This is a genomic window from Staphylococcus sp. HMSC063F05 (genome assembly GCF_001837075.1).
Lineage (GTDB): Bacteria > Bacillota > Bacilli > Staphylococcales > Staphylococcaceae > Staphylococcus > Staphylococcus epidermidis.
Genome location: NZ_KV831337.1, coordinates 1 through 3,444, shown reverse-complemented (window position 1 = coordinate 3,444; position 3,444 = coordinate 1). Strand labels below are relative to the sequence as shown.

The 3,444-nt window shown below is 34.1% G+C and carries 3 protein-coding genes; 2 read left to right on the top strand and 1 reads right to left on the bottom strand.

Translation table 11 applies throughout. The features are described from left to right. Nucleotides 1-706: inositol monophosphatase family protein (locus HMPREF2576_RS05715; protein WP_070500398.1), on the top strand; the 706-nt coding region annotated here is incomplete at its 5' end. 553 nt (nucleotides 707-1,259) lie between these two features. Here HMPREF2576_RS05715 and HMPREF2576_RS05710 read toward each other — a convergent pair. Further along, a complete protein-coding gene (locus HMPREF2576_RS05710; protein WP_001831670.1) occupies nucleotides 1,260-1,451 on the bottom strand; it encodes a DUF5325 family protein in 192 nt (63 codons plus the stop codon). 98 nt (nucleotides 1,452-1,549) lie between these two features. On the opposite strand from HMPREF2576_RS05710, the gene typA reads away from it, so the two are divergent. Continuing rightward, nucleotides 1,550-3,397, top strand: coding sequence for a translational GTPase TypA (gene typA, locus HMPREF2576_RS05705; RefSeq protein ID WP_001831737.1), 1,848 nt, complete (start codon nucleotides 1,550-1,552; stop codon nucleotides 3,395-3,397). Nucleotides 3,398-3,444: the final 47 nt, after the last annotated feature.

The following is a 3,444-nucleotide window of genomic DNA, read 5'->3' as shown; positions in this document are numbered from 1 at the left end:
AAATGTGGATAAGGCGACAGAGAATTATCTATATGAAACGATTCTTCATAATTATCCAGATCATCAGGTTATTGGCGAAGAGGGGCATGGTCATAATCTCGAGTATTTAAAGGGGGTTATTTGGGTTATTGATCCAATTGATGGAACACTTAATTTTGTTCACCAAAAAGAAAATTTTGCCATCTCTATTGGTATTTATCATGATGGGAAGCCTTATGCAGGTTTTGTTTATGATGTCATGAAAGATGTTTTATATCATGCAAAGGTTGGACAGGGTGCATTTGAAAATACACATAAACTTGAAATGATTCAAAATACTGAACTTAAAAGAAGTATTATAGGTATTAATCCCAATTGGCTGTCGAAACCAATACTCAGTGATATTTTTAGTTCAATAGTGAATGAGGCAAGAAGTGCACGAGCATATGGTAGTGCAGCATTAGAAATTATAAGTGTAGCGAAGGGTCAATTGGCGGCTTACCTAACACCTAGACTACAACCGTGGGATTTTGCAGGTGGATTGTTGATTTTGAACGAAGTAGGTGGGATAGGAACTAACTTATTAGGCGATAAATTAGACTTCAATCAACCGAATTCAATATTAATAGCAAATCCTAGCCTTCATCGTGAAATATTAAATCATCATTTAAATCAGCAAAGAGATACACTTATTACACTCCATGAAAAAAGGTTTGGAAAGAGATAGAAAGATGGAATCAATAGAGTTAAAGATTTCAAATTTCTTTGTTCTTCAAACCTTAATTTGAAGAACGTCTTATAATGAGTTTAAAATCACTAAAAGTTTGATATAAGTATTTTTGAGTTAGTTATCTCTTTATAAAAAAATATGAAAGCCTAGGCACAACTGTTGTCCTAGGCTTTCATAATGCGTATATGGTCAATTACTGAATTGAAAATGTACTGATATGAGGGTTATTTCATAATGAATTAAAAGTCACATCAGAGAGAATTTCAGTCAGTTCATTTTACGAATTATGTAGGTAAAGAATCTTTACCCGAGTGGAACGACGAATTCATGTTAAATTCTGTCTAAGCTACCTCGACTTATTATGTTCATCATAAATAACTCACTGTTATGAAAAGTGTTAGATTTAAAATCTAGTGAATCAAAATTAGATAGTGTCCAAGACTTTTATAATATTTGATTTAAAAGTACAAGTTCTTATCAGTAATACAATTACGTTTAATAACTGTCTTTGTGTGCTTCTAATAAAATCAATACAATGATAAATAAATTTTTAAAGCCAATTGTTTTTACGATATTTCTTTTTCACACTGAACCCAACACCAAATGTTGCAATGAGAAGTATAAATGTTAAAATCATCATTGGAACATTAGCAGCACCTAATGCGAAACTAAATAAAGTTAAAAAAATGACAGCCAATATTGAGAAGATCCAGAAAATACCTTTAGATTTTTTTTGTTGCATCCCATACCCCACCTTTTACTTATCTTTTCAATAATATATGATATAATAAAACAGTTGCAATTAAAAGTGGGAGTATACACAAGAAAGGAATTTATAAAATGACTAATTTAAGAGAAGATGTTCGTAATATAGCGATTATTGCGCATGTCGACCATGGTAAAACAACATTAGTAGACCAGTTGCTTAAACAATCAGGTATATTTCGTGAAAACGAACATGTCGACGAGCGTGCAATGGACTCTAATGATTTAGAAAGAGAACGTGGTATTACGATTCTTGCTAAGAATACAGCGATAGATTATAAAGGAACGCGTATCAATATATTAGACACACCTGGCCACGCCGATTTTGGTGGTGAAGTTGAACGTATCATGAAAATGGTTGACGGTGTCGTACTAGTGGTTGACGCATATGAAGGTACAATGCCTCAAACTCGTTTTGTTCTTAAAAAAGCTTTAGAACAAAACTTAAAACCGGTTGTAGTTGTGAATAAAATTGATAAACCAGCTGCTAGACCTGAGGGAGTTGTAGATGAAGTATTAGACTTATTCATTGAATTGGAAGCGAATGATGAGCAATTAGACTTCCCAGTTGTTTATGCTTCAGCTGTGAATGGAACAGCAAGTTTAGACTCTGAAAAGCAAGACGAAAATATGCAATCCCTATACGAGACGATTATTGACTATGTACCGGCACCAGTAGATAATTCAGATGAACCATTACAATTCCAAATTGCTTTACTAGATTATAATGATTATGTAGGTCGTATAGGCGTTGGACGTGTGTTCAGAGGTAAAATGCGTGTAGGTGATAATGTATCACTAATTAAATTAGATGGTACAGTTAAGAACTTTCGTGTGACGAAAATATTTGGTTACTTTGGTCTTAAACGTGAAGAAATTGAAGAAGCACAAGCAGGAGACTTAATAGCTGTTTCAGGTATGGAAGATATTAACGTTGGTGAAACAGTTACACCACATGATCATCGTGACCCATTACCGGTGTTACGTATTGATGAACCAACCCTAGAAATGACTTTTAAAGTAAATAACTCTCCGTTTGCTGGACGTGAAGGTGATTATGTAACAGCTCGACAAATTCAAGAAAGATTAGATCAACAACTTGAAACAGATGTTTCTTTAAAAGTTACACCTACTGATCAACCAGATTCATGGGTTGTTGCTGGTCGTGGTGAACTACACTTGTCTATTCTTATTGAAAACATGAGACGTGAAGGCTTTGAATTACAGGTTTCTAAACCTCAAGTTATTTTAAGAGAAATCGATGGTGTGTTAAGTGAACCATTTGAGCGTGTACAATGTGAAGTGCCTTCTGAAAATGCCGGGGCAGTGATTGAGTCATTAGGTGCACGAAAAGGTGAAATGTTAGATATGATGACGACCGACAATGGTTTGACGCGTTTAATCTTTATGGTACCTGCACGCGGTATGATTGGTTATACTACTGAATTTATGTCTATGACACGAGGTTATGGAATTATTAACCATACATTTGAAGAATTTAGACCTCGCGTTAAAGCTCAAATCGGTGGTAGACGTAACGGTGCATTGATTTCTATGGACCAAGGTCAAGCAACATCTTATGCGATTATTAACTTAGAAGATCGTGGTGTTAACTTTATGGAACCAGGTACTGAAGTATATGAAGGTATGATTGTTGGTGAACATAACCGTGAGAACGATTTAACAGTAAATATTACTAAAGCAAAGCATCAAACAAACGTACGTTCAGCTACTAAAGATCAAACACAAACGATGAATCGTCCTAGAATTTTAACATTAGAAGAAGCGTTACAATTTATCAATGATGATGAATTGGTGGAAGTAACTCCTGAAAGTATTCGCTTAAGAAAGAAAATACTTAATAAATCTGCCCGTGAAAAAGAAGCAAAAAGAGTTAAACAATTAATGCAAGACGAACAATAATTTAAATATATTACAAACATACTAAGATTAGCTATGAAGAAATCTAT